Consider the following 24,867-nt stretch of genomic DNA (forward strand, 5'->3'; position numbering starts at 1 on the left):
AAAGACGTTTTATGATCTTTTTGTAAAACATCTTTTCCATTGTTGCGTTCAGCAGATCCGCAAAATATGAAAAGACCTTTTTGCACATTGGCAAAAAGGTCTCTTGATTTTACTTATTCGTGTCGGCTTTCGCTTTCACCCCAGCACTCTGTGTTTTTCAAGCCTGAAATATTTTTCGCGAAAAACTCCGGGTTTTTGCCGGCTTTTCTTTGAGCCGTATAGTCGTCCAGCACTTTGAAGGCAATTTTGCCAAGCAAACCGATAACAACCAGGTTGAGTACGGCCATGAAGCCCATGAACAGATCGGCCATGTTCCAGACCAATTGCACTTGTGCCAAAGCACCAAACATGACCATCGCCAATACACCAAAACGATATGCTGTCAGCCAGCCGCTGTGGGCATTGATAAATTCGATGTTTGTTTCACCATAATAATAATTCCCGATGATCGAACTGAACGCAAAGAACAAGATGGCAATTGCCAGGAAGTAAGGCGCCCAGCTTCCAAGGTGCACATTCAATGAAGCCTGTGTAAGCAGAATTCCTTCTTGTTCTCCGTTGGAATACAAATCTGCCAAAATAATGATGAAGGCAGTTGCCGAACAAATAATGATGGTGTCAAAGAATACACCCAAACTTTGTACAAGGCCTTGTTTCGCTGGATGCGAAACATTGGCAGATGCTGCGGCGTTCGGTACAGAACCCATACCGGCTTCGTTCGAGAACAAGCCGCGGCGTACGCCCTGCATGATGGCCGCACCGATACCGCCGCCCACTGCTTCTTCCAAACCAAATGCGCTTTGGATAATCAATGTGAAGACTGCAGGAATTTCAGTGAAATTCGTAATGACGATAAACAATGCAACAAAGATGTAGATGGTTGCCATGATTGGCACCACTACTTGTGTAACGCTAGCAATCCGCTTGACGCCGCCGAAAATAACGACCGCTGTCAACAGTACTAGTCCAACTCCTACAGACCAATCCGGAACATTGAAAACATCCTCAAATGATTGGGCAATCGTGTTTGATTGGACCGAGTTGAAGATAAATCCGAACGCCAAGGTCAACAGAATCGCGAAGACAATACCAAGTTTGCGGTTGCCTAGCGCTTTTTCCATGTAGTAAGCAGGTCCCCCGCGGAATTGTTCGCCGTCACGGACTTTATAAACTTGCGCCAATGTGCTTTCGATAAACGCAGTAGCCATCCCGATAACGGCAACCATCCACATCCAAAAGACTGCACCCGGTCCGCCAATGGCGATTGCCAAAGCGACACCGGTAATATTTCCTGTTCCGACGCGTGATGCTGTGGAGATCGTGAACGCCTGAAAAGCAGAAACGCCGCTATCTCCATCTTTCTTTTCCGTGATGACCCGGAACATTTCACCGAACAGGCGAACTTGAACGAATCTGGTGCGAATTGTAAAGTAAAGGCCTAAGCCCATCAAAAGTGCTATTAGTATGTATGTCCAGAGCAGAGTGTTGACGTTATCGACGAACCAAGTGATTCCATCTAAAAAAGCATCCATTCGTATTCCTCCCCTTTTTTAATTAAACCTGTATACTATACCCTATTTTGGATTTTGAAAACGTTCTCACCCATAGGCTATAAAAAGGAGACCCTCTAGTAACAGAGGGTCTCGGATATCGGCTCGTAATAATGATAACATGCTTTGAAACTATTGAAGAATTGTTAGTTTTTTAAGACATTTCCCGGGAAATAGTGCATTTAAAAAGTCCATTCCGCTTTTATCTTATAGCGTACATATGAACCCAATAAGGAAAGCCATCGGAGTCTTCCATATATCCGACCCCTATCACCGTATAAGTTTCTAACAAAAGGTTGTCTTTATGTCCAGGAGATTCCATCCAAGCACGAACTGTTTCATTTGCTGTAATGTATCCACTGGCCAAATTTTCTCCTACCTGATTGGTGGGATATCCCAGTTCTATTGCCATTTCCCATGGCAATCCGTAAGAGGGAGATGTGTGATCAAAGTAATTATTCCGAGCCATGTCTTCCGCTTTTAATTGGGCAATTTTAGATAACATTGGATCTTCCTGCAATTTGGATAATCCAGCTGTGTTTCTTTTTTCATTGATTAAGGCGATAGTGTCATATGCTACTGAAGTTACTCCCAAATAAGAATTGTTCGAGCTGTCATAAGTCACCGCTTTGGTTTTTACTCGGTCGGCAAACTGTTTAGAGCGTTCAATGAAAGCAGCAAGCTGAGCACGTGTCACTAAGGTTTCCGGTTGAAAAGTAGCTGTCGTTACTCCACGGGTAATATTTACTTCAGCCATAGTGACAATATACGAATGTGCCCAATACGTCGAAGGAACATCCTTGAAACTGATTTCGTGATTGTCGTCTACCGCAATATCAAAGCCTTCTATAATAATTTTTGCCATTTGAGATCTTGGCAGCGGGTTATCGGGATTGAACTTCTTCACATCTGCAAACACACCTTTTTCGGTCAAAGCAGCAATTTCTTTGTAAGCGTAATGACCGATCGGGACATCTGTGAATTGCGGTTTAAACTCTGTATCTGTATCGATTTTCAATGTTTTAGCTAAAATTAATGCTGCTTGAGCTCTGGTAACATTATCATCTGGTCCAAACTTGCCGTTGCTGTATCCATTCAAAATTCCCGCATTGGATAAATTGTGGATTGAATAATAGGCAAAATGGTATTTTGATAAGTCTGGAAAGTGATGGGCTTGGACAGTTGTAAAAGGGAGAAAGAATAAAAAAGCTACAAGTGTCAGTATAATTTTTTTCATCTGTTCTCCCCCTCTCTATAGTTAGCCAATCCAAATTTTTTCTTTGTTATTTTATCTATACCCATTTTCATATCTTTCTATCATTTATTTCAAAATTTTTTTGTTTTTAGCTTTGTTTTATTATATTTGCTAAAACTCGAGCGCCAATCTCAAGTGCATTGTGATTAAAGCCCATATCCGGGTGATGCAGACCCGGCGACAAATCTGCCCCAACGCCGATCATCGCCGCATGCAATTCGGGTTTTTTGATGGTATAAAAATGAAAGTCGTCCGCACCTGGTGTATGAATAGGAGGTGCAGTTGCTGCATCTCCCAGCGTCTGGCGAATGGCGCTATCTGCAATGTGCATCGCAGTTTCCGATACTTCGGCCGCTGGCGTATAATCGGTCCACTCGAAACTGATTTCAACGCCATGGAGCTTGGCAATGGCGTGTAAACCTTCAGCAATTTTCTGCTGAAGCTCTTTCATTAGTTCATTCGACTGGGAACGGACATCCATTGAAAATTTTGCCGTTCCCGGGATAATATTGAGGCTGTCTCCACCGGTTTCGATATGCGTCAGTTTCGCTGAATACGATTCGAAAGGTGAGAAATATATTGATTTGACGAATTGATGGATGGCGGCAATCACATCAATGGCATTTTTCCCTTGATGCGGGCGTGCTCCGTGGGCATCCACTCCCGTAATTTTTCCTCTTAAGAAAATACCGGATCCGTGATAGAGCGCAGGCGTTACTTGGCCAAACGGCAATTCCTCTATAGGCCGCAAATGCACCCCATATAAATGCGTCACATCCTCGAGCGCTCCACGCGCAATCATAGACAGCGAGCCGTTGCCGACTTCTTCTGCCGGCTGAAAAATAAAACGCACTCGTTTTGTCAATGGTACATTTTTTAAATGCACGAGCGCTCCAAGCACCATCGCCATGTTGGCATCATGTCCACAGGAATGATTGGCTTGCAACACACCATCCACTTCTTGCCAAAGCGCATCGATGTCCGCCCGCACCGCTATCACTTCGGTCCCTTCACCAATTTCAGCAATCAACCCGGTAACGTCCGCAAAAGTGTGATGTTTGATACCGAGATCTGTCATAATCTCTACTAGTTTTTTGGTGGTTTCGACTTCTTTCCAACTGACTTCCGGATGTGTGTGGAAATGGGTAAAGTAATCGAGAATTTTCTGTTCGATGTCCATGTGAGAGTCCCCTTTTATGAAAAATTCAATTTGATAGTTTGATTGTACACGAGGTGAGTGGAATTGTGGAGATGGTTGTCGTGAGTTATACCCGGGTGTTCGCTTAGTGTACCCGGGTGTTCGCGATTTCTACCGGAAACTCACGTGTTTTCAAGCAACCCACGAACATAATGGCGATATCGCCTCCCGCCAACTGGTTGACAACCGTTTTTAACGAGAAAATGTTTCGCGGCATCTAGACTTTGAAGTCCGATAAACTCACAGCACTCGGCTGTCGTGATCGTCGGTTTGATTAGCATGAACCAATCATTGAGTGCTTGAACATGCGCATTTCTACTGATTAGTCGGCACGTTTCACATTCCCATGCTATTTTTGTTTTGGCCATTTTTCCGAGCAGACAGCGTGGGCAAAAAACACCAGACTCGATTTCCGAGCGGTCGATTTGAAATTTGGGTGCCAGGGGAAATGGATCATAGTCTTGATGGGCGCTGAGGAATGTTTGTCCGAGGCGATGGAGTTCTTCTATAGAAAGAAGGGGGCTTTCCTTTATCTCGGAGAAGTAAAAACTAACTTCTGCTGCTGATAAAATGCGGGACGTGTGAGGTGCGTCTTCCACAATCTGCGAGGGATGGGCAATAACAATTATGCTGGTGACAGGTAAATGCCATCCGCGAGTTTTTAAAAACATCCGCATCCTTATGGTGGTTTCATTCATTTGGGTAATCGGGCTTTTGTAGCTTTTTATTTTTCCATCCGCGAGTACCGAATGCAAAGCACTTGGATTTTGCCGGAACTGCAGTCTTCCGCTAATGTTTTTGACTTCTAGCAAATACAGGCCGCTTTGTGTAAGTATGACCGTATCTACTTGGATTTTGAACGGTGCAGGCAATGAAAAATCTTGGATAATCCGATACGCATATGGCGGATCAAAAAATTCCATCGCTTCGTCCAAACGTTCTTCTCCTCCAAATCCTGCCTTCGCGGTATGAAGACTGCTTTTGACAGCTGAACGCTTTGGATGCATGGGTGGCAGCCTTCTCAATAAAGCTTCGTACCCGACGATCTTTGCTGGTTCTTTTCGATATTTGATAATCATGACACTCCTCCTTTTGTTATTAGTTTAGCAGGAGAAAATTAACATTACCATTTATATCCAAATATTATTTTTGATCCCTTTAATCCTTTCAAATATGATATTTGAATCCTTTCAAAAACTATGTATGCCAAGCCCTTAATAGCGCTTTTCGCGCGCGAAAAGCTACCAACCAAAAAAGCCGCCTCAATGGCGGCTTTTCACGGGAATCGACAAGATCATTTCTTCCAGCAAGATCGGCATTTCTTCAAATGTATTTTTGATGTGCAAGCGCTCAGTGCGTTTGTGTGCATCTTTGCCGTAAGGACCGACATTCAGGACCGGTGCTTTCAATTGCTTCATTGCCTGGAACGGTATGCTGTAGGGATCGCCGTAAACAGGTGTATTGTTTTCGTAAGTGATCCACCCGTCGCTTTGGCTGGTGTAATTGACGTAACTCAAGTCTGAAATCCCGTTAAAGTAATGAACTTGTTCGATGTCGAGATCAAATTTTTCTTTTGCATTGGCTGTGACTTGCTGGACGCATAGCTTGACCAGCTCGTTTTCGGATGAATTGACAGGCGGATAGTACGGCGGTGCGTACATCAGCACCATCGCAGGCGTCAGCTCTTGGCAGTTAATGAGCAGTATATCGGTGACGTGCATGGATTTTTCCCGGACGTCCCATTCTGGATGCATCAAAGTATCGCGCAGCAAATCGGTAATGTAGTCGTGGCCGAATTTATTGAGTGCGTAGTCCATCAGCTTTTCGTAGCGCATAACCGTAATCGGGCCAACCGGCTGAATGTTTTCGCGTTCGCACATCGCGTGGTAATCACGTTCGCAATGGGCTGCCGCTTCTTTTGCGACGTTTTCAAAAATCTGAAACACTTCTTCAGCGTCGCGCTTCATTGTAAACACGTTGTACATGGCGGACGTGCGGTAAGGCGTTTGCGCTGAGTATTCCAATTTCAAGTCACGTTGTGTCAGAGTTACCGGCAACGGTGTGGTTTCACCGTAAACGACTTCTTTGAAATTCGGATTCCATTCCATGCGATGCGTCAAGTAGGTTGAAATATAGCTTGACGTAATGCCTGACAACGGTTCGCCAACATGGGTTTCCTTGCCGTAAAATAAAGCGGACGGCATGATTTTTCCGATAGATCCGGTATACAAGTAATGGGCTTTGTCGCCGGGCTTCATTGCAAAAACCGGTTCGCCGTTTAAAAACAAAGTGTATTCGAGGCCATGCTCGCGCTCCAAATCAAGTAATTTGGATACACCGTAGCGCATGCCAGCCGAATTGACTTCCTCATCCGGCACGGTCATGAGCAGCAAGTTGATCGGCCACTCTTCAATTGAGGCTTTTTCAATCAAGGCCATGTGGAGCGCAAGTCCCGCTTTCATATCCATGGTACCGCGTCCGAAAAGGTATTCCCCCGAGTCTAGGTCACTTAATGTGTCCGCATCCAGTTCATCGCGGATCAGTTTAAAAGCCTCCGCCAGTTTATAGGGGCTGCATGCCAAAGGCTCCAAATCGCCATATTCCCCTGTATGCACAGTGTCGAAATGGCTGATCAGGACAATGGTGTCGACCGCTTCCGGATGTTTGTAGAGCGCCGTTACGTTTTGGCGTTCCCAATTTACTTCACCCAATCCAATATAATCCGGATGTTCCTGGAAATACGGGAGCTCCATCAGCTTGTCTTTCAGCTTATACGCAAACTCCACTTCCCCATCGGTCAAAGTCAGGCTTTTCCACCCGACGAGTTCACACAATAAATCCTGTAATTTCTCTGGCGTCCCCCATAATGTGGCCATGGCAATTCACTCCTCTAGTTGTTCAAAGCTATTCACTTCCTTCTATTATAGTGAACTTGCCGTTAAATAAAAAGACTCTGCTCAAAATAGCGCTGACATGCTGGACCAAGCCGAAATCCAAACAAAAAACGGCTCAACTTGAGAGCCGTTTTCTGCGTTTTTTCAAAAGGTCTTCTGCTGCTCCAGAACCGAACAACACGCCGATGACAATTAGCACGAGTCCGTAAATATGTCCTGGAGTGATCTTTTCATTTAGTATCACACTTGCCCCCACCAAGGAGAACAAGGTGTTCAAGTTCATGAAAATGGCGGCTTTGGTTGGTCCCGCTTGGCCAATGGAATAATTGTAAAGCATATGCCCAACGGCTGTTCCAAGCATGGCCGAAAACCCAAAAGCGATCCAGAACGAGGTTGGGACAGTGGCGAATGCAGCCATTCCACCTGGTTCCTGGATCAGCGAAATGACGAACAGCACAACGGCTCCTAAAACAAACATATAGCCTGTCAGCAAGCGCGGATCCAACGAGCGCGCGGCTTTGGCAATGACAATATAGCTCAATACCTGTGCCAAGATGGAAATGAAGACAAAAACGTCGCCAATGTTCAAGCCTGTTGCCGCACCGTTTCCTACGAGCACTGTGGCAGCTACTCCCGCAAAACCGACGACAACGCCGAGCCATTGCAGCTTCGATGGGTAATTGCGCATAATGAGCGACACCAAAACGGCTGTCAGCATTGGGCCAGTTCCAAGAATCAAGCCCGCATTTGAACCGGTTGTAAGGGATAAGCCATTCGACAAGAAGTAATGGTGCGCAACGACATTTAATAGCGAACCGAGAAAGATAAATTTCCAGTCGCTTTTGGCCGGCCACCGCAGCATTTTGAAGCTTGCTAGAATTGCCATAACCGACAATCCCGCGAGTAAAATCCGGAATGCCGTCAAAGTGACAGGATCCACAAATTCCACCATATATTTTACAGAGGCTAAGTTAAAGCCCCAGACAATCATTACCGCCGTCAGGATGCCGTAAATTTTCCACTGAGTCAATTGCTGAGACCTTCTTTCATTGATCTGAATACAAGCACTCATTTTACGCCTGTTTTCAAGTTCTGTAAACGTTCGGCTTTTTACTTAACATTGTATTGATAGGCCTTCCGACCAATAAGCAAACTAAACACAACAAAAGCGGCGAGCGACAGCAGCACTGGCAATGTCACAGTATGGACGCCGAACAAGTTGCCGTTTTCCAAGTTGTAAAAATGCAACGCGATATAGCTGACAATCCCTGTCGCCATTGACGCAATTGCGCCGTATTTATTGCCCCATTTCCAGTACAGCCCCAGAACAATCGGCCAAATAAAAGCCGCCTCCAAACCACCGAACGCAAATAAATTCAGGAAAATCAGCAGTTCTGGCGGATTCAATGCCAGCAAAAAGACGATGATGCCGAGCATGCCCGTGACGCCGAAAGAAATGCGTTTGATGGTTTTGATGGAGGCATCCGGTTTTACATAGTTTAAATAGACATCTTTGACGATCGATGAGCTGACGAGCAGCAACAACGAATCCACCGTCGACATAATGGCAGCCATCGGAGCAGCCAGGACAATACCGGCTACCCATGGCGGCAAGGTTTCCAGTGCAATGAGCGGGATAACTTTGTCGCCAATTTCGATTCCCGGCAGAACAGGACGCGCAAAGACACCGATCAAGTGCATATTGAGCATAATAAACCCGGTAACGATTGTGCCAATAATTAAGGCTCGGTGCATCGAACGTGAATTTTTATAAGACATCGCGCGAACAGCAATCTGCGGCAAGCCGACAACACCGACTCCCACCAAAATCCAAAACGACGATACGTAAGCGGCGGTTAAATCGCCGTTTGCTCCGTATGGCGTAACCAAATTCGGGTTTTCATTGAGCAGGTCATTGACGATGTTCGGAATACCGCCGCCTGCGATAATAACTGCAATCAACAGAATCAGTGTCCCGACCAGCATGACGGCTCCTTGCACTGCATCGGTCAAAGCGACCGCACGAAAACCCCCGATGGTGACATAAACCAGCACACTGACAGCAAATAAAAATAAGGCCGAATTGTACGATAAACCTGTCAGGGATTCGACCAACCGTGCACCGCCAATCCACTGTGCGGCCATCGCGGAAAACAGGAAGATGATGATGCTGAAAGCCGACAGCAGCACCACTGCTGAACTGTCATACCGTGATTTCAAAAAATCGATCATGGTGATGGCTTTGTAGCGGCGTGCCATGATGGCGTATTTTTTGCCAAGGATCATTAACACAAAATAACCGGTGACCACCTGGGCCATCGCCAACAGCACCCAGCCGAACCCCATCGTATAAGCAGTACCCGGACCGCCAAGAAAACTGGACGCACTGCCGTAAGTCGCAACCATCGTCATAGCGAGCACAAAGCCGCCCAGCTCGCGGCCACCCAGAAAATAATCGCTGATAAAGTTGGACGATGCCGTCAGCTTGCGGCTTGCCCAATAGCCAATAAAAAAGATGACCAGCAAAAAGGCGATCATTGGCACCAATACGGCATAATTCATGGCATTTCCTCCTCGTCATCAAACGGCACTTCTGTAAAAAAGAAGTGGACAATGACGATGACCAGAACCGATATGACCAAAAAGCCGACAACACAGCTGTAAAAAAACCAATCCGGCAAGCCGAAGACATAGCTGTACTCCTCGACGGGCCGCGATCCCATGCCGTAGGCAAACCCAAACCACCAAACAAAATTGAACAGCGCAAAGCCGACGCCGATTTTCGCTTCCCGATGAGCGATTTTAAACCGCCAATCCGTTTCTTCCATTACATACACCCCATTCATTCTTGATAACTGCCAAAACTTTTACAGGTGGACAATACTTTAAACCAGTTTGTTTGCTCTGCATCTATCTTACCCGATTGCCTGCTGTAACTTAACCCTTATTTCGTTTCACAGAAAACCCTGAAAGCAAGAGCTTCCAGGGTTTTGTAGGTTTAGAATAACACAGTATCCGATTCGGCTTGAGAAGCCATTGTTTCGAGAATTTCTTCAAACTCTTCTGGCTTTACCGGTTTGGAGAACAAGTATCCTTGTCCAATTACACAATTGCTTTCCACCAAGGCGTTTATTTGATCTTCGTGTTCAATTCCTTCCGCCACTACGTTAAGGTTTAAATTCAAGCCCAGGTCAATAATGGTTTTGACCATTGACTGGCGCTGCGTATTGCTAATGTTATCGACAAACGATTTATCGATTTTTATTGTATCAATCGGCAGGCTTTCCAAAATGTTTAAAGAGGAATATCCAGTTCCAAAATCATCCATCGATGTTTTTATGCCCATTTTTTTTAATTCACTTAAAATATCGATGCTTTCTTTAATGTTTTGCATAATGCTTTCTGTGATTTCCAGTTCCAGGTACTGAGCATCCAAGCCCGATTCTGTTAAAGCATTTTTAACAGTTTTTAAAAACTCGCCATGCCGAAACTGCAAAACAGAGACATTTACCGACATGCATAATGGTGTGAGCCCTTTGTTCTGCCAAATCTTATTTTGCCGGCAAGCTTCCTTCAACACCCATTCTCCTATCGAAACAATTTGGCCGGTTTCTTCTGCAATCGGAATAAATTCTGTAGGAGTCACCTGTCCCAGTTCTGGGTGATGCCAGCGAAGCAAAGCTTCCATGCCAATTACTTGGCGGGATCTCAAATTGACTTTCGGCTGGTAAACAAGGGATAGCTGTTTTTTATCGAGCGCTCTTTTCAATTCATTTTCGATTGTCATTTTGCGAATCATCGCATCGTTCAGTTCCGTGTTATAGAAACTGAAATTGTTTTTTCCGTTGACCTTCGAGAGGTACATCGCCGCATCCGCGCTTTTCAACAGTTCTTCACTGGTCATTCCATTTTCCGGAAACATACTGACGCCTATACTCGGCGTCAAATTAATCTCGTATTCAAACACGGCAAACGGCTCTTTGAAATTCTCCAGAATTGTTTCTGCAATTGTGATGCACAACTTTTCCGTAGCTTTGGGCAAAATAATAACAAACTCATCTCCCCCCATCCTGTAAACCAATGCACCGTCTGGCAGGGATTCGCGCAACCGATCCGATGTCCTTTGCAAAATAATATCTCCTACATAATGGCCCATCGTGTCGTTGACCAGTTTAAATCGGTCTAAATCGATCAGCAGCAGGGCTAATCTGTTCTCATGTTTTGCAACTAGCCCTTCGATATCTTCGATAAATCGTACCCGATTATTTAATCCGGTCAATTGATCGTGGTATGCCAAATACTTGTACTCTGCCACGATGTTGTGGTTTTTGTTGATGACAATAAACTGGCGCCCGAGTACTAGTAAAAATGCAATGAGCAAACCTGAACTCAGTGCATTAAAATCCCAATGGTAACTGTAGATGACCAATGCGATCAAAAGGAGGATGCTTAAATAAGGAAATAAAAATTGCCGCTTTTCGAATGGATTGCGGATTGCCACAATTGGTTTGGTTGCGTGATTTTTAGAAGCCAGTCCCGCAAAACCAATAAACAGCAAAGCAATAATCCATAATAAGTTGATATAACTTACAGGCTGATAGATTTCATTGATTGTATTGTAAGCATATAAAGAATTCGCTACGATTTGGATAAAAAAACCAAGGATGACCAGCAGCAGTATATCTCTTTCTTCGCTTTGTTGGTGAAGATAATACAGCACCGTAATCACAAATAATAGGCTTAACCCTGCAAGCGGATAGCCGATTACTACAGCCGCAGACGACCAGGAATCTTCTACAAATCCCATGACGGGTTGTATGAGGAAATGAATACAGACTGCTGCTGCAGTAATCATGTATACAATCACATTAAAAACATAAGATTTTTCCGAATAACTAGCGCGTATTTCTACAGTCTTCACGATTAAGGCCGAAAAGAACAGCACGTGTGAAATCGGCCATAAAATATAAAGCGAGCCGTGGGGATCCAAAGACTTTTCAATGGTTTGCGTGTATAGCCAAATCCAGTTTGAGCTGATATAAACCATTACGCCTAAGCTTAACAGCAACCAAAAAACTTTCTTACGGCCTGCTGCATTCCGGTATGCATTAAATAACCATACAGAGCTAAAAGTTCCGAAAATGATTTGAAGTATCGTAACGCCCAGTATGTTTAACCAACTATTTTCTTCGAATAGCCAGCTCCAGCCATAAAACAGAGTGATGCTGATTGATAGGATCAGCATAGGAAAGCGGTCAATTTTTAACATTTTGGGTCTCCTTCTCTGTTATTAAGCTCATTAGCTGCTTTCACAATCGGACAGCAGTGGATTTTCATCTCCTTACCGCTCTCTCCTATCATGGTAGTTTGCTATTCGACATTCCGCAAAATAGGTATTTAGACTTCCGCAAAAAATCTTTAGACTCATCATACACTTTTTACAAAAATATACATAGTGATTTTTAAGAATTATTTAATTTACATAAAAATCATTTTCACTACACAAAAACCCCGAAAGCAAGTGCTTTCGGGGTTTGTTTAACGTGCCAATAGATATTCTATATATGAGCGCCAATTTGTGTTTTTAGCGTACTCAAAATCAGGCTGATCGCCTGGGAACGGCATGAAGACGTTTGGAGGAGATGTGAACTCTACCAACTTATCTTCCTTGATCACGACTGTTCCAGATTCAGGTCCTTCTGATAAGACCGCTTTCGCGCCTTCTTCAAAATTGGTGATGACTCCCAAGGTATCCGGGCGGCCGTTAATGTTCAAGGTATGAGTTTTTCCTTCAACCCCGTCATAATCGAAGAGCCACGCCGTTGGCAATGCCACGGCGTCTTCAGCCGATTCCGTGGTAATCGCAGTGTTAACATTGCTGCCAAACGGCATCGCATTGTCGATTGGCGTATCCGCCACAATTCGGACTTCGTAGTACGCAAGCGGGTTGTTCTGTTCTTTTGGATCCAATTGATGATAGGCTTCCAGCCACTTGGACTCTTCAGCCGGCATCTCGGAAATACTCTGAACCGTTCCTGTAGCTATTCCCTCAATGCCTTCACCTTCAATTTTAACAGCATCCGCTACTTCTACGAGCGGCCATTCGTCTTCCAGCACATAGCTGACGAAAACTTTTTCATTCGAATAAATTTCAATGCTTAACGGTTCGGTATCCCGGTTAATCTTGGATACCGTTCCATCTACCGGACTGATGACTGCTGGATTCGACAGATTTTGCGTCAATTGTGCATTGAGGACAGCCAATTGTGAATCGATAGAAGCCAATTGCTGTTCGGCTTGAGCGATGCCGGCAGCGTAGGAGCCGTCTTGAGGAACCGCTACACCAACGGAAACATTGACATCAAACTGAATGGTCTCATCCTCATCGTTGGTGATTTCGGAATTATCGGTCGCGTCTTGTGACACCGGACCGCCTTGTGCGGCTCTCGCCTGCTGAAGAGTAGCCAATGAACTCCTCACCTCTGCCTGCTGCGCTTCTAAAGCAGTTTTCTGCGTTTCCCATATCGAACGCTGCTCTTCAGTTTCCGCCTCATTTAAAGTAGCTAGTTCAGATCCAGCTGTCACACTGTCGCCTTCACTCACCAGCCATTGCTGAAGCGCTTCGTGTTCTTGTACATAAATTTCCACAGTTCCCTGTGGCGCCGTCAATGCTTCTTTAAACAGATTTGTTTCGTAAGCGTTCGTGTATGTCTGTTCGTAGTCGCTAACGTAAACACTTTTGGATAGAATGCTTTTTTCGCCGAACATTAAAAGGGAATTGGCCGTTAAAAAGGCAATAACGGCAATGGATAGGCCAATAAAATAGAATCTATTCAAACAGATTCCCTCCTTCCATAAAGGTGCTCAGCATATCGTCCACTGGAATCAGGCTAAATGTTGCAACTATCAAGGCGACAACAATATGAAGCATGATCAAGCCAAACAAAACGAGTTTAGGATTGATTTTTGTAAAGCTGCGGATAAAACGATACTGGACTGCAATAATTAAAGATGTAAATAAAGTCAGCTGGTTAAAAAAACTAATCAGGAAATGATTGTCCAAAAATGTAGCTGCAATTGGACCAAATGAAAAAATCGATACCGACATTGTAAAACCAGTCAAGGCAAACAATAGTAAAATCAAGCCTTTTTCGATGACCAGTAATGCCGTAACATAAGCTTGCATAAGAATGGCAGCACGCCATGGCATCTTACGGATTTTACTGAATAGAAAAGAAGCCCCATAAAGATGAAATGCTAAATAAAATCCTGCCCATAGGAGTGTTCCCGCAAGCGAGGTCCAACGTGAAAGTGTATAAGCATCCCACATTCCAGCCGCTAGAAGTGGTGTCAGCGAATCGGTATTCATGCCCCAAATTTCACCTATTGCAAAAACCAGTAAGCCAATCGCAATAATGCAGGCTATGCGCTTGTTGACGTTGCGCATTTCGGTATGTTGAATATTATGTATAAGTTGCCCTTGTCGAGGGAAAAAATGCCAAAATCTGAAGTCTGATATCATTCGTATAGTTCCTTTCAAGGCAATTGACGTTCTGCTTCACTTTACTTTACCAAAAAAGCATCCTCTTTGGAACGTATTAGCTGGTACATTTTTCAATATTTGCAGTGTTTGAGCCAAAAGGCATAGGAGTACGGTTAATTGTTTATTGGAAACTTGAACATGGATAGAAAAATGGCTCTATATGGCAACTTTCTTCCTGTGCCGTTTTTATCCAAATAAAAAAAGGCTGTTCTTGGTGAACAACCTTTTTGGGTCAGTTTACTATGCTTCAATGATGCGATATTTCTTATGAGAGATTACGGTCATGTTGGATGCTGCACCAATTTCTTTTGCATCTTCTGGTGAAATTTCAACAATCACTGAGTTATCCATAATTTTAAAGATGGTGCCGTTGACATCGACGCCGTTGCGAGTGAAAGAAATCCATTCGCCAATGTAGCGGGCTGCTACGAATTCTGATACTTCTTTTTCATGGGGTTGGAATGCCATCATTACCACGCCTCTCTTTAGTAAAGCAATATCTAATTATTGTATCACAATTCGTCACTAATTTCATCTTTTAACAAGTCGTATTGCAAAACGATGTACGCCTAAAGCTATTGCTAGCAAGCTTTTGGAAAATAAAGAAAGGAAAGCTCCTCTTTTGGCCTAATGATCTGCATTAGTAAATCGAGATGTTGGATGGAGCTTGTCATCTTCGACATTTTTCACTTACTGGACTTTTATTCCACGCCCGGAAGAATCGTTAAGGTTTTGGCATTCCCATCGAGTCGCGCAAGTGCACCAAGCGGCACGGAAAAATGCGGTTCACAATGGCCAATTTTAAAGCCTTTAACAACTGGAATTTTCAATTCACTAAAATAATCGTCAAACACTTGATCCAATTTCAGGGAAGGCGTGTCCACTGGAGAAACTGCATTTTTGAAATCTCCAATTACAATGCCTGCTGCTTCATCAAATTTACGGGCCAAGCGCAATTGATTGAGCATCTCGTCCACTTGATAAGGCTGTTGGTTAATAGCCTCGATCAATAAAATCTTGCCTTTGACATCCAGGTCAAACTTCGTTCCGATTGCGCTGCGAATCAGCGACAAATTGCCGCCAACCAACTCACCTTGCGCGATTCCACCAACCAGCGTTACGAGTGGTGCTACTTCCTCTGTGTAATGCAGTTCAAAAGGTTCGAACAACTGGCCAAACATGCGCCCGCTGCGTTCATGAAACTCCGGTTTGGCGACATCGGACGCAAGCATCGGTCCGTGGAAAGTCACGAGTTTTGCATACTCTCCAATGGCTGTATGCAAAAATGTAATATCCGAATATCCCCAAAACACTTTCGGATTTTCCATGATCATGGCATAGTCAATCCGGTCTGCATACCGCGCTGAGCCAAACCCGCCCCCAGCACAGATGATTCCAGACACTTCCGGATCTTCAAACATGGCATGCAAGTCGGCCAACCGTTGTTCATCAGTTCCTGCCAAGTAGCCGCGGGATGCATCAATTGATTTTCCAAGCTTTATCGTCAATCCGAGGTTTTCTAGAAACGGCAAGGCTTTTTTCAAGTTTTCTTGATCCGGTGAACTAGAAGGCGCAATGACACCCACTGTATCTCCTTTTTTCAATCGTTTCGGCAACGTTCTCAATGTAATCTACTCCTTTGTATTTCTTCTACTTTCCCTATTATACCCTGATATAGGTATTCAATATCCATTTGGACTCTACGACCCAATGTATCAATACCTAACGGATAGTTCAATTCAGCCCATTTATGCTCATGTGAAGACATATAAATATATTCATTTTATTTATATTTTAGAATTTTTAGTTAATTTGTATGATGTTTATCATTAATCATTTATTTATACTAAAAACAAGTTAGCCAACATGTTAACTTACTTGTAAGATCTTCCACTGACAAACCCAATCGAAAAGGAGCGGATCACAATGAATTTTGATAAAGTACTTGAACTCGAATGGGAAGATCTTGCACTCGGAATGGCGGGCTCTACAGCAATTATGCTGTTTATCCATTTTTATACTTTGATGTAAGAGGTGGCTTATGAATTACGCAGCATTATAAAAGCTCTTTTCCAATACAAACGGAAAAGAGCTTTTCATATGACTTTATTGTATTCAAAAACGCCTCCCCATTGATCCGGAAAGACGTTCTTTATCCATAGGCTGCTAGTTTCACTTTACAAACCTCCATGTAATTGTTTTGATTGCCGTTGTTGGGCTATTAACTCGTCGAACATCATTCGGTCTCCTGCACTTAATGCCTCATCGATCATTCGGCTGTAATTTTCCTGCTCCAAAAAATAAATGGCATCGGCCGCTTCTTTTTTGGACTGGTCGTTCACTTCAACCAACTCGGCTCTTTCTTCTTGCAGGATTGCTTGAAGATGCCTGTGAATATCCGAAACGAGCAACAATTGGTAGAGAGGTAAGCGGATAAATCGATTGCCTTTTTGGAATACAAAGACTTCCGAAAGGTTTTCTACTTGGAACGTATTGAGATTGACGATAATTTCTTTGCCTTCCACCGGAATAAAATGGAACAGCTCATCGTCTTTCATAATGGAAAAGTATTGATAAGCAAAAACAAACTTCACCAAATGCCCTTCTTTCTTTGTATAAAAAGGCTTCATAAGTTTCACATGCAACATCTGACTCACCTCCCATATTTCTAATATTCTGATTACATACATTATATCACGAAACCCTCTTTTCGAATACAGTATTGCATAAGAACCTCCTTATATAACAGACGTTTCACAACTTAATTTTGTCACATTTTTTATTATAAAAGTCACAAATTTGTCGAATAAAATTTAGTTTAAAAATCAGATAGGGCCTTGGAAAGGATATGCTATTTGAAGCCAACCTTTTCGTTCTTTCTTTGCGTTTCTTTATGACGGGGAAAATATAAGCAAATATTTTTCTCTATCCTAAAAGCCCACCGGTGATTTGCCGGCAGGCTCTGAAAAACTATAGGTTCTATTTTTTGCTTCTTACATGCTGGTGGCGGCGACGCTGTTTAGTGACCATAAAATGCATTTCGTTTGGATTAATGTAAATTGATACTTTTTTTATTATGTAAATTACCAGACTGTGGAATTCTTCATCGGACAATTGCCGCTTATGAAAAATGATTTGATTCATTTTGAAATCGACCTGCACCTGTTCCAAGTATTCCGGAAAAAGTCGAGGGTCATGGATACTGTAACACTCACCATCTGATGAGATTTGCCATTTGATTTTACCAAACACCAAATCGGCCTTTGCATACACTACTTCCCAAGCCACGACGTCCTTCGGATGCAAAACAGATCGCAAATCGGGGATTTCCAAAACAAATGAATTGAACAACTATCATTCTCCTATCCGTATATTACTTAGGTATTTAATACTTTTATAATACCATTTATTTTACATAAAACAAGGATTTTTAAAAATAACAAACTGATCTTGAAGCCTCCTAAGGGGACAACTCATTCTTTCCCGTTTACGGAGCAGTCAGAAAGTCGTATAATAGAAGGAAAGTTTTATTTTGGGGCGATGCATATGGCTACGGTTCAATCCCTGGCGAAAAAATTCGAAGATACGATTCACAATTATATGGCTGCTATCGACAAATCGCTTCTACCGACTCGTGCGTTGGATGAAGAAATGGTTCGAAAAGCAGTCTTTTTAGTGCGCCACGATGGCGTACAGATTCAGTCGTTCAATGAAGAACGGCTGCTCCTTGAAGCAATTGTCAAAGATGCACATGCCGTTAAGATTATTCTCAACTTTGATAAGCTTACAGCAATTTGCGCTTGTCCACAGGAACCGATGTGCCGCCATCGACTGGCGGTCATTTTTGCGCTGTACCAAAAGATCGGCTCACTTTCAGAATGGGTAGCTGCTTGGCGTGAACCTGAAAACAAGCAAATGACTTTATTGTCCGAAAAGCGTTCTCCTGAGCAATGGACAAAACTGATCCGCAGCGTATGGCGTGAAGCCATTCCAGATTATACAACCCGCAACTATTTTTATTTTGAACAAATGTTCGATGGCCGTTTGAAAAATGCTTTGTCGTATGTCCCTTTGGAACGCGAATGGAAGGTTCTTTACCGCACGTATGCCCACTTCATTTCACTTACTGAAGTATGGTCAACGTTTATCTCCGGGACACACGAAGTCCACCATTCCTTCTTTAAGACGTGGTTTGACGACGAATTGCATGAATTGCGCGATTTGCTAGGCCAACTGCGTGTTCAGCACCGGACATTTGAAGCAGATGCTTTTTTTGAACACCTGAAAACCTTAATTCGTGAATTTATGGAAGTGAAAGATGCCTCGTTTTCGCAGCGTTTTTCGCTTTATCAATTGTTTTGGACAAATTTGTTCACTACGAACAGGCTGCGTGAAGAAGAACTTGCCGCACTTAAAAATCCCGATGAACGGTTGAAAGCTTTTTTCTCTATTATATTGAAGAAAGATTTGGATGTGCGGAAGATTTCGCCCAATGAAACGCATGACTGGGTAGAACTTGCGGTTCTTGCAGAAAACGAAGAACACCCACAAGCTTTGGCTAGTATTTTGTTGGCAATCAAACCACACGTAAAAACGTTCCTGTTTGAAGGATTATATACGCAATACCGGCACCAATATGTGCGGACGCTCAGCCGTTTATTTTCGCAAATCGAATTGAGCGAGTTGGACTGGGAAGATTTATTCAAGCAATTTGGCCATTACGGCCTTCCCGCTTATTCTGCTTATCTGATTGAAAAGCAATTATACAAACAATGGGCAGAACTCCACCATCTTCACAATTCTCCGCTGTATTTCGCGGAAGAATGCGGACTTAAAGAAGTTCAAAGCAAGGCGCCAGATTATGTACTGCCATTGTTCCACCGGTATGCGCTGGCTCATTTGGAGGAGCGCAATCGGCCAAGTTACAAACAAGCCGTACGCGTCTGGAAAAAAATGAAAGCTGCCTGCAAGAAAAGCGGTCAAATGGAGTTCTGGACTGCGTACATCAATGAAATCCGCACACAGAACAAACGACTGCGTGCACTCCAGGAAGAGATCGAGAAAGGAAATCTGATATGAATCAATTCCAAACTGAAGGAAGCCGCCTTTATTACTTAACAATCAGCCGCGGTGAACTTTTCCGTATTCAGGCGACCAATGAAGCAGGCAACCGGATTCCACCGGAAATCTGGAAACCTTATTTGTATTTTCTCGACAAAGACAGCTTTTTCGGCTTGACTGCACAGACAGATGGCTTAGATTTGGTATTGACACCCGCTGATTTTGTTCGTCTTTTCCAGCGCGAACCGCACCATTATGTGATGTTTGCCGGACAACGTGCTGAAGATGAAGCTTGGCTGAAACTTGCCGGAAAAGTCGCTGATTCCTTAAGCGATCCAGATTTATGGGATCATGTGACGGTTGAAGACGGAGACATCATTATTGACAAACAATATGGCGACGAAGAAATCCGCGCTTTCCTTAGCGATACCATTCACCACCAGTTGCGCCAAAAAGGATTGGCTGTGGCTCAGCTTCCATACATCCAAGGCTTTATCCAACAAGCTGGCTGGGAAGGTTTACCGGATGCAGAAGACTATGTGGTCGCTGTTCAATTGAGCGAACCGGATGCTGATGAGTTCTGGTCTTTTAAAGTTGTTATGCGTTCGAAGCGTGGCAGTGTCTACTGGTCCCCTTCCAAACGCCGTGCAGACGAACCCATCGACAAGGCACTACCTGAGAAATGGCGTGCATTTGCAGAAGATATTCAACACCGCCAAGCATTGTTATTAAGCTTATGCCCTTCTGTTGAACGATTTGACGAAGACCGGCTTTATCACACGGAATGGACCGATGCAGAGATTCTCGAGTTCTTGCGCAACGATGCTGAAATTTTGCAGGCATTCGGCATCGAAGTTTCGATTCCTTCTTGGCTAAAAGCAGTCCAGGAATCAAAAATTCGTGTCAAAGCCAATGTGAACTCACCGATTAAGAAAGCGTCTGTTGTTGGACTTGATCAAATCGTCAACTTTGACTGGCAGTTTTCGCTTAATGGGCATGAGCTGAGCATGCAGGACTTCCAGCGCCTTGTTTCGGAAAACAAAGAATTTATCCGCATCGGCAATGAATGGGTGCGGGTGGATTCAAACTTACTGATGCAATTGCGCAAGATGATCGAAGAAGCTGAAGATGCGGATTGGACCATTAAAGATATGCTGTTCCAAAATGTACCGGAAATTATGCTGGAAGAAACAGCGGACGAAGACGATCCGTTGGTAGAATTCCACTTGAACCGCTCCCTGAAAACGCTGCTTGATAAGCTATTGGACAAACGCGATTTGCCTGAAACGCCGCTTCCTCAAAATTTATTGACAGAGCTGCGTCCTTATCAGAAAATCGGCTTTGATTATTTGGTGTTTATGCGTGAAGAAGGCTTTGGCCTCTGTTTGGCAGATGATATGGGGCTCGGAAAAACCGTTCAGCTGATTACGTATTTGCTGCATGTCCACGGGAAAAATCCGGACCAGCCATCGCTGATTGTGTGTCCGACTTCCGTACTCGGCAACTGGCAAAAAGAATTAGAGCGTTTCGCACCTGATTTGAAAGTTGCTACTCACTACGGCGGCATTCGTCCAAAAGGTGAAGAATTCAATGCCTTTTTAGCAGACGAAAAACCGGATGTGGTCTTATCAACATACGGCATCGTTTCTTCTGACGGAGAGGAAATGCAGAGCCTCCACTGGTCAAGCATTACCTTGGATGAAGCACAAAACATCAAAAATATGTACACAAAACAATCGCGGACCATTCGGAAGTTCAAAGGCGACCACCACATTGCCTTGACCGGAACACCCATTGAAAACCGCTTGTCTGAATTGTGGTCAATTTTTGACTTCATTAACAAAGGCTACTTGTACCGCATCAAGCAGTTCCAGGAAAATTTCATGATTCCGATCGAGCGCGATAACTCTGAAGATCATAAAGAGAAGTTGCGGCAACGAATTCAGCCATTCCTGCTACGCCGGACAAAGAAAGACCCGGATTTGCAGTTGAATCTGCCTGAAAAGCAGGAACAGCTGGAATATTGCCCACTCACGCCTGAACAAGCTGCACTATATGAAGGACTTGTACAGGATACGGTGCAGAAAATGGAGACGCTCACAGGTTTTGAGAAAAAAGGGCTGGTATTGAAAATGCTAAGCAAATTAAAACAGCTGTGCAATCATCCGTCTCTGTATTTAAAAGAGCCATATACGAGCGCAGCTGAAATTCTGCCCCGCTCTCAAAAACTGGAGCGCATTGTGACCTTAGCCGGGGAAATTGCGGAACGCGGGGAACAATGTTTGATCTTTACCCAATACATTGGGATGGGGCATTTGTTACAACAAGCAATTAACGAATTGTATGGCCACGAAGTGCCATTCTTGACCGGCAGCATGCCAAAACAGCAGCGTGATTCCCTGGTTGCTTCTTTCCAGGCTGGAAAGTTCCCAATTTTCATCTTGTCTTTAAAAGCGGGTGGCACTGGCCTTAACTTAACGGCTGCGACACATGTTCTTCATGCCGACAGATGGTGGAACCCTGCCGTCGAAAATCAGGCGACTGACCGTGCTTACCGCATTGGACAGACGCAATTCGTCCATGTCCATAAATTTGTGACCATTGGGACTATTGAGGAAAAAATTGACTCCTTGCTGGTTCAAAAACAGTCAATGTCTGAAGAGTTTATTCAGTCCAGCCAATGGATGACCGATCTTTCGGATAGCGACTTGAAGGAACTATTCACTTATTCACTTTAATTCATTTTAAATAAATCCGGCCAAGTCCCCACTTGGCCGGATTCCCCTTTTAGACGTGAAAGTTCACCCTTTTTGAGCGGAACGGAAGATCGATTTCAGTTCACTTAGTTCCCGCTCCGCCTCTGCCAGTCGCTGATGGAGCAAAGCCGTTAGTTTAATCAATTGCTCCATATGCACTTCCAGTTGCAGCTGTACATCTTTTGGCATTGCTAAGTGCCTCCTTTGTTTACTCTTTATACGTTGACCTGTTCCGTCCCCGGCGGCTGGAAATCGAAGTCTGCATCAGACTGCGGTTCCTCCTGCCGTGGGACGGTTTCTTCTTGCGGCTTTCTTCTGTCAAGGAAGCGAATCTGGTCTCCAAGCACTTCGGTTACATAGATGCGCGTGCCGTCTTCTTTGTCATAGGACCGTGATTGCAGGCGTCCAGTGACAGCGACTAAGGATCCTTTGATACAGTATTTCGAGACGTTGTGGGCAGGTTTGCCCCAGGTCGAGCAAAGAACGTAATCTGTTTCCGTTTCTCCTTTTTGGTTTTTATAGTTTCGCGAGACCGCAACAACGAAGGATGTATGTACTCGCCCTTCAGTTAGGACCCTCATGGTTGGATCTTTTGTTAAACGTCCTACAATTCCAACTTGGTTCATTTTCTCACCTCCTTTCGCTTACATAGAGCATACTAAGAAGTTTGAATTCTTTGCAAAACTGAGAAAACTATTTTTGATGGTTTTTCCGCTGTTAAATTTCATTTTTTCAAACAAGCGATAATTTTTTTTCGTCACGATCGATTGAATTTGCTGTATCTTAGTCCACTTTCTGTTACATTCAAATGTGTTTTTTGGAAGAACTCTGCATATATTGCACAATTTTTTTGGATCGCCTGTGTGCTATACTAAAATAAAGTTAGTATTGGAGGCGTACCCGCATGAAAACATTTAAAATGCTATCGTTGGGCGTTGAACAGGATGACCAGGTGACCGATTATCCGGTGCATGATGGCATCATCATCAATCAGGAGAATAATGAACGCTCGTGGATTCTTGAAATGCTGGTTGCTCTACCTCATCAGGAAACTTTTGAAACCTTCCAACAAACAGGAGAAGTTATTGCAGTGCAGGTTGTTATTTCCTATCCAGGCAATGAACCGGCTCCTTTCGAAGTAGTTGTCCATGCAGTAAAAGCAATGGGTGACCATGTTTCTATACTGATGAAAGGTACTTTAAAGCGGGCACGCCGCAAGTATGCCGAAACCCTGCTTTCAGAACTGCTAGAAGATGGGTTTGAAGGACAAGAACTGCTGGAACGTTTTGAAACCGATATGCGTACCCGTCCTGGTTTACGTAAAGACGAGTCTAGGCCATAAAAATAAAATACGAACCCCCCAAAAAACTTTCTATCAGTAAATTTTTTTGGGGGGGAAATAAAAAAAAAGCCATCATTTTGATGGCTTTTTTGTTTTATGTTTTTATTTTAGCAAGTTGAGTTTATTTTCTATAAAATCTGCTTCTGCTCTGCAAGCATAATCATAGGAAGTATGTAAAAGCTCCTGGCGAATTTCGATGCGAGCAACTTGTTCTTCTGAAGGCGGTTCATTTAATATTCTATCAATCGTTTGATTGATTTTTTCGGCAACAGTTTCATGAAATTCCGGAGCGACCTTAATTTCCATAGGTACTTGCTTATACCACTTTGCTTCTTTCTCTATATAAATTTTCCAGGTATTCATGAACTCTTCTAATTGAAACTTATCCTCTTCCCACTCAATCTGGGCCATATATTTTTCAAAAACTTTAGATATAGACTTTGTGATACTGCTTTTCACGCCAGGTGGCAATGATTTATACATGTAGCTAGCCTCCATTCCTAAAATGAAAATTCTCAGTTGATTTCAAGCATTTTTCTATAAAAATTATTTAACTTCCGCTACTGGTCCTAAAGCAAACAGGATATCACATTCACATGCAATTTCTCCATCTACAGTTGCAATGGCATGGCCTTTGCCCATCGAACCACGAAGCTTTGTCAATTCAACCTCCAAGCGCAATTGATCGCCTGGCACAACTTGTCGTTTAAAGCGGCAGTTGTCGATGCCTGTAAAGAAAGCCAAACGGCCTTTATTAGCATCCAGTTGAAGAACAGCGGCTGCCCCTACCTGTGCTAACGCTTCCACAATTAAAACACCCGGCATCACTGGATAACCAGGGAAATGTCCATTAAAAAATTCTTCATTTGCAGATACATTTTTTAAACCGACTGCTTTTTTGCCTGCTTCAATTTCTAATATCCGATCAACCATTAAAAATGGGTAGCGATGCGGTAAAATTGCTTGAATTTGTTCTGTTGTCAACAATTGATTCCACTCCTTCTAATTTCCACTCATAATATCAAGTATATGCTGCCATGTTTCCCATTTGAGAGCATCGGCAGGTTTACCGTCTCCAATAACCCCAAAGCCCACCATCGCGCCTAGAACTGCCGCTAAAACAATCAAGGCGATGACAAGAATAATACGAAGCCAAATTGGAAACAGGCGAATTTGAACCCACCACGTCTTTTTAGGCTCTGTTTTTTCTGGTTCTTCTGTTTTCGCTTTTTTCCGAAGAGAAAAGTTTTTTTTCAGCTCAGCCATTC

At 43.6% G+C, this 24,867-nt stretch carries 23 protein-coding genes; 3 read left to right on the top strand and 20 right to left on the bottom strand.

Features of this window, described 5'->3' with window-relative positions; all coding sequences use genetic code 11:
• Positions 1-113: 113 nt before the first annotated feature.
• The 15 genes from AC4EG4_RS04830 to AC4EG4_RS04900 all read right to left on the bottom strand — a co-directional run bounded on the left by AC4EG4_RS04830 (position 114) and on the right by AC4EG4_RS04900 (position 17,791).
• A complete protein-coding gene (locus tag AC4EG4_RS04830; RefSeq protein WP_490987083.1) occupies positions 114-1,532 on the bottom strand; it encodes an alanine/glycine:cation symporter family protein in 1,419 nt (472 codons plus the stop codon).
• 220 nt (positions 1,533-1,752) lie between these two features.
• Positions 1,753-2,787, bottom strand: a complete 1,035-nt coding sequence (locus tag AC4EG4_RS04835; protein WP_490987084.1) for a CAP and S-layer homology domain-containing protein — start codon at positions 2,785-2,787, stop codon at positions 1,753-1,755.
• A 106-nt stretch (positions 2,788-2,893) separates the two neighbouring features.
• Positions 2,894-3,985, bottom strand: coding sequence for an amidohydrolase (locus AC4EG4_RS04840; RefSeq protein ID WP_490987085.1), 1,092 nt, complete (start codon positions 3,983-3,985; stop codon positions 2,894-2,896).
• A 140-nt stretch (positions 3,986-4,125) separates the two neighbouring features.
• Entirely contained in the window at positions 4,126-5,082 is a 957-nt protein-coding gene (locus AC4EG4_RS04845) for a nuclease-related domain-containing protein (RefSeq protein WP_490987086.1), read from the bottom strand.
• Between the two features lie 183 nt (positions 5,083-5,265).
• The gene (locus AC4EG4_RS04850; RefSeq protein WP_490977424.1) at positions 5,266-6,879 is read right to left on the bottom strand and encodes a M20/M25/M40 family metallo-hydrolase; all 1,614 of its coding nucleotides are present in this window, start codon (positions 6,877-6,879) and stop codon (positions 5,266-5,268) included.
• A gap of 133 nt (positions 6,880-7,012) precedes the next feature.
• Entirely contained in the window at positions 7,013-7,927 is a 915-nt protein-coding gene (locus tag AC4EG4_RS04855) for a DMT family transporter (protein WP_490987087.1), read from the bottom strand.
• Between the two features lie 80 nt (positions 7,928-8,007).
• Positions 8,008-9,459 carry a sodium/pantothenate symporter gene (panF, locus tag AC4EG4_RS04860; RefSeq protein ID WP_490987088.1) on the bottom strand — a complete coding sequence of 484 codons (1,452 nt, stop codon included), beginning with the start codon at positions 9,457-9,459 and terminating at the stop codon, positions 8,008-8,010.
• A complete protein-coding gene (locus tag AC4EG4_RS04865) occupies positions 9,456-9,725 on the bottom strand; it encodes a YhdT family protein (RefSeq protein ID WP_490987089.1) in 270 nt (89 codons plus the stop codon). Before AC4EG4_RS04865 ends, panF begins: the two co-directional genes overlap by 4 nt.
• Before the next feature lie 170 nt (positions 9,726-9,895).
• Positions 9,896-12,166, bottom strand: coding sequence for a putative bifunctional diguanylate cyclase/phosphodiesterase (locus AC4EG4_RS04870; RefSeq protein ID WP_490987090.1), 2,271 nt, complete (start codon positions 12,164-12,166; stop codon positions 9,896-9,898).
• A gap of 269 nt (positions 12,167-12,435) precedes the next feature.
• Positions 12,436-13,734: an HlyD family secretion protein gene (locus AC4EG4_RS04875; RefSeq protein WP_490987091.1), complete on the bottom strand. Its 1,299-nt coding sequence runs from the start codon at positions 13,732-13,734 to the stop codon at positions 12,436-12,438.
• Positions 13,727-14,419 carry a hypothetical protein gene (locus tag AC4EG4_RS04880; RefSeq protein WP_490987092.1) on the bottom strand — a complete coding sequence of 231 codons (693 nt, stop codon included), beginning with the start codon at positions 14,417-14,419 and terminating at the stop codon, positions 13,727-13,729. Before AC4EG4_RS04880 ends, AC4EG4_RS04875 begins: the two co-directional genes overlap by 8 nt.
• A gap of 261 nt (positions 14,420-14,680) precedes the next feature.
• On the bottom strand, positions 14,681-14,911 hold the full coding sequence (locus AC4EG4_RS04885) for a DUF2187 family protein (protein WP_236015552.1): 231 nt from the start codon (positions 14,909-14,911) through the stop codon (positions 14,681-14,683).
• Between the two features lie 230 nt (positions 14,912-15,141).
• A complete protein-coding gene (locus tag AC4EG4_RS04890; RefSeq protein WP_490987093.1) occupies positions 15,142-16,065 on the bottom strand; it encodes a S66 peptidase family protein in 924 nt (307 codons plus the stop codon).
• Positions 16,066-16,617: 552 nt separating this feature from the next.
• The gene (locus AC4EG4_RS04895; protein WP_490977416.1) at positions 16,618-17,088 is read right to left on the bottom strand and encodes a transcriptional regulator; all 471 of its coding nucleotides are present in this window, start codon (positions 17,086-17,088) and stop codon (positions 16,618-16,620) included.
• 331 nt (positions 17,089-17,419) lie between these two features.
• A complete protein-coding gene (locus tag AC4EG4_RS04900) occupies positions 17,420-17,791 on the bottom strand; it encodes a hypothetical protein (RefSeq protein ID WP_490987094.1) in 372 nt (123 codons plus the stop codon).
• Positions 17,792-17,986: 195 nt separating this feature from the next.
• On the opposite strand from AC4EG4_RS04900, the gene AC4EG4_RS04905 reads away from it, so the two are divergent.
• Both AC4EG4_RS04905 and AC4EG4_RS04910 read left to right on the top strand, forming a co-directional pair.
• On the top strand, positions 17,987-19,519 hold the full coding sequence (locus AC4EG4_RS04905) for a hypothetical protein (protein WP_490987095.1): 1,533 nt from the start codon (positions 17,987-17,989) through the stop codon (positions 19,517-19,519).
• Positions 19,516-22,239: a DEAD/DEAH box helicase gene (locus tag AC4EG4_RS04910; RefSeq protein ID WP_490987096.1), complete on the top strand. Its 2,724-nt coding sequence runs from the start codon at positions 19,516-19,518 to the stop codon at positions 22,237-22,239. The genes AC4EG4_RS04905 and AC4EG4_RS04910 overlap by 4 nt, the downstream gene beginning before the upstream one ends.
• 63 nt (positions 22,240-22,302) lie before the next feature.
• On the opposite strand, the gene AC4EG4_RS04915 is transcribed toward AC4EG4_RS04910, so the two are convergent.
• Both AC4EG4_RS04915 and AC4EG4_RS04920 read right to left on the bottom strand, forming a co-directional pair.
• Positions 22,303-22,446, bottom strand: a complete 144-nt coding sequence (locus tag AC4EG4_RS04915) for a hypothetical protein (protein ID WP_308786513.1) — start codon at positions 22,444-22,446, stop codon at positions 22,303-22,305.
• Between the two features lie 26 nt (positions 22,447-22,472).
• Entirely contained in the window at positions 22,473-22,883 is a 411-nt protein-coding gene (locus tag AC4EG4_RS04920) for a single-stranded DNA-binding protein (RefSeq protein ID WP_490987097.1), read from the bottom strand.
• Between the two features lie 278 nt (positions 22,884-23,161).
• Between AC4EG4_RS04920 and AC4EG4_RS04925 the strand changes: the two genes are divergently transcribed.
• Positions 23,162-23,599 (top strand): YwpF family protein, encoded by a 438-nt coding sequence (locus AC4EG4_RS04925; RefSeq protein WP_490977411.1) that lies wholly within the window; start codon positions 23,162-23,164, stop codon positions 23,597-23,599.
• 102 nt (positions 23,600-23,701) lie between these two features.
• Here AC4EG4_RS04925 and AC4EG4_RS04930 read toward each other — a convergent pair whose 3' ends face one another.
• From AC4EG4_RS04930 to AC4EG4_RS04940, 3 genes are all read right to left on the bottom strand, one after another.
• The gene (locus tag AC4EG4_RS04930; protein ID WP_490977410.1) at positions 23,702-24,082 is read right to left on the bottom strand and encodes a hypothetical protein; all 381 of its coding nucleotides are present in this window, start codon (positions 24,080-24,082) and stop codon (positions 23,702-23,704) included.
• Between the two features lie 63 nt (positions 24,083-24,145).
• Entirely contained in the window at positions 24,146-24,586 is a 441-nt protein-coding gene (fabZ, locus tag AC4EG4_RS04935) for a 3-hydroxyacyl-ACP dehydratase FabZ (protein ID WP_490977409.1), read from the bottom strand.
• A 15-nt stretch (positions 24,587-24,601) separates the two neighbouring features.
• On the bottom strand, positions 24,602-24,865 hold the full coding sequence (locus AC4EG4_RS04940; protein WP_490977408.1) for a DNA-directed RNA polymerase subunit beta: 264 nt from the start codon (positions 24,863-24,865) through the stop codon (positions 24,602-24,604).
• Between the last annotated feature and the right edge of the window lie 2 nt (positions 24,866-24,867).

It is taken from the genome of Planococcus sp. TJ-201, assembly GCF_058268495.1.

Excerpts from the sequence above, each read along its gene's own strand:
- AC4EG4_RS04830 (WP_490987083.1), bottom strand. The coding sequence starts at position 1,532 with ATGGATGCTTTTTTAGATGGAATCACTTGGTTCGTCGATAACGTCAAC.
- AC4EG4_RS04835 (WP_490987084.1), bottom strand. The coding sequence starts at position 2,787 with ATGAAAAAAATTATACTGACACTTGTAGCTTTTTTATTCTTTCTCCCT.
- AC4EG4_RS04840 (WP_490987085.1), bottom strand. The coding sequence starts at position 3,985 with ATGGACATCGAACAGAAAATTCTCGATTACTTTACCCATTTCCACACA.
- AC4EG4_RS04845 (WP_490987086.1), bottom strand. The coding sequence starts at position 5,082 with ATGATTATCAAATATCGAAAAGAACCAGCAAAGATCGTCGGGTACGAA.
- AC4EG4_RS04850 (WP_490977424.1), bottom strand. The coding sequence starts at position 6,879 with ATGGCCACATTATGGGGGACGCCAGAGAAATTACAGGATTTATTGTGT.
- panF (WP_490987088.1), bottom strand. The coding sequence starts at position 9,459 with ATGAATTATGCCGTATTGGTGCCAATGATCGCCTTTTTGCTGGTCATC.
- AC4EG4_RS04865 (WP_490987089.1), bottom strand. The coding sequence starts at position 9,725 with ATGGAAGAAACGGATTGGCGGTTTAAAATCGCTCATCGGGAAGCGAAA.
- AC4EG4_RS04870 (WP_490987090.1), bottom strand. The coding sequence starts at position 12,166 with ATGTTAAAAATTGACCGCTTTCCTATGCTGATCCTATCAATCAGCATC.
- AC4EG4_RS04880 (WP_490987092.1), bottom strand. The coding sequence starts at position 14,419 with ATGATATCAGACTTCAGATTTTGGCATTTTTTCCCTCGACAAGGGCAA.
- AC4EG4_RS04885 (WP_236015552.1), bottom strand. The coding sequence starts at position 14,911 with ATGATGGCATTCCAACCCCATGAAAAAGAAGTATCAGAATTCGTAGCA.
- AC4EG4_RS04895 (WP_490977416.1), bottom strand. The coding sequence starts at position 17,088 with ATGTTGCATGTGAAACTTATGAAGCCTTTTTATACAAAGAAAGAAGGG.
- AC4EG4_RS04905 (WP_490987095.1), top strand. The coding sequence starts at position 17,987 with ATGGCTACGGTTCAATCCCTGGCGAAAAAATTCGAAGATACGATTCAC.
- AC4EG4_RS04910 (WP_490987096.1), top strand. The coding sequence starts at position 19,516 with ATGAATCAATTCCAAACTGAAGGAAGCCGCCTTTATTACTTAACAATC.
- AC4EG4_RS04915 (WP_308786513.1), bottom strand. The coding sequence starts at position 22,446 with ATGCCAAAAGATGTACAGCTGCAACTGGAAGTGCATATGGAGCAATTG.
- AC4EG4_RS04920 (WP_490987097.1), bottom strand. The coding sequence starts at position 22,883 with ATGAACCAAGTTGGAATTGTAGGACGTTTAACAAAAGATCCAACCATG.
- AC4EG4_RS04925 (WP_490977411.1), top strand. The coding sequence starts at position 23,162 with ATGAAAACATTTAAAATGCTATCGTTGGGCGTTGAACAGGATGACCAG.
- AC4EG4_RS04930 (WP_490977410.1), bottom strand. The coding sequence starts at position 24,082 with ATGTATAAATCATTGCCACCTGGCGTGAAAAGCAGTATCACAAAGTCT.
- AC4EG4_RS04940 (WP_490977408.1), bottom strand. The coding sequence starts at position 24,865 with ATGGCTGAGCTGAAAAAAAACTTTTCTCTTCGGAAAAAAGCGAAAACA.